The sequence below is a fragment of the Sphingomonas olei genome, assembly GCF_045369765.1.
In the GTDB taxonomy this organism is placed as follows: domain Bacteria; phylum Pseudomonadota; class Alphaproteobacteria; order Sphingomonadales; family Sphingomonadaceae; genus Sphingomonas; species Sphingomonas panaciterrae.
The window spans coordinates 1-1,450 of record NZ_JBIQEU010000065.1; the positions used below are offsets into that span (position 1 = coordinate 1).

The following is a 1,450-nucleotide window of genomic DNA, read 5'->3' on the forward strand; positions in this document are numbered from 1 at the left end:
CTGGTTGTGGCACGTCGGCTCCGCCACGAGGATGTGCTTGCGGCACTTGCCGAGCTGTTCATCGAGCGGGGTCCGCCAGCGCATATCAGGTCCGATAATGGCAGCGAGTTCATCGCTACCGCCGTCCAGGCCTGGCTCGGGCAGATCGGCGTGAAGACGCTCTACATCGCACCGGGCTCACCATGGGAGAACGGCTACAACGAGAGCTTCAACGGCTCCCTGCGAGACGAGCTCCTAAATGGCGAAATCTTCTACAGCCTCGCCGAGGCCAAGGTCCTGATCGAGGCTTGGCGGCGCCACTACAACACCGTCCGGCCGCACAGCAGCCTCGGCTACCGACCACCGGCTCCGGAAGCGGCGACACCGCCATTGCCGGTCTCCGGCTCCGCTTCGCTCCACCTCCGACCGGCAATGGCGGCGGAGACGACAATGCACTAACTAACAATCCGGACCACCCGATGGGGGCTGCTCACAAGCGCTAGTGGCGGAGCTACAACGTGCACAATGTGCACGGGATCCATATTCTTGCATTCCCGGTGGTGGGGGCGGTGGGGCTTACCCCGGTCCTCCCATCTATCCGCCAAGATAGGCTCGAGTCTGTGAAGCGGTAGCTTCAACGTCGCCGCCATAGAGGCCTTACCGCCGATCCGTCGTCTAGCCACCCACTCCACATTCCGTGTCGCAAAAGCTGGGGACATCCGCGACGGCAGGAAGTCAGGACATTTGCGAATGAGGAGGGGCTACCCAGCGGGGTTGTGCCATTTTGCTAACCTGCATATTGTCACACCAACAACCTTGAAGGTGTGCACACGTGCAGGTTATCACATTGGCAGCTCAAAAAGGTGGCGTGGGTAAAACCACGCTTGCCGTCAATCTGGCGGTGGCGGCCCAATCCATCGGCATCAAGACCGCGCTGTTCGATCTCGACCCCCAGGAGAGCGCCACAGCATGGAGCGAGCGTCGTGAGGCCGAACTGCCGCATGTCGAGCCGATCAGCGCCAGGCGGCTGGATCAGGCGATCGATGCCGCCGAGGCGAATGGCTTTGCGCTAACCATCATCGACACACCACCCGCCGCTGGCGCTGAAGCTGTTGCCGCCGCGCAGCGCGCCGATCTTGTCCTGATTCCGTGCCGCCCTTCCCTTATCGATCTGGACGCGATCAAACGCACCGCCCAGCTCATCAGCAGCACCGGCAAGAGCGGCTATGTCGTGCTCAATGCCGCTCCCCCAACCGCTACGGCGCTGTTGGAAGATGCCCGGACCTTGGTTGAGGCCTCGGGGCTGAAAGTCGCACGCGCGGTGCTGCGCGAGCGCAGCGTCTATCGTGCAGCATGGCCTTACGGGCTTGGTGTCATCGAGCATGAGCCGGTCGTGATCTGGCCCCCGTTTCGCCGGACGGATTTAAGCGGTTGCAGAAACCAGTGCGCGATGCTCGCGCGGCGAACGCAT

2 protein-coding genes are annotated in these 1,450 nt (G+C 62.6%); both read left to right on the forward strand.

Annotation, left to right across the window (positions count from 1 at the left end; all coding sequences use genetic code 11):
* On the forward strand, nt 1-438 hold a 438-nt coding region (locus tag ACH0BU_RS18035), incomplete at its 5' end, for an integrase core domain-containing protein (RefSeq protein WP_500264476.1).
* Between the two features lie 373 nt (nt 439-811).
* Nucleotides 812-1,450, forward strand: a 639-nt coding sequence (locus tag ACH0BU_RS18040) for an AAA family ATPase (protein ID WP_500264477.1), incomplete at its 3' end; no start/stop codon positions are given.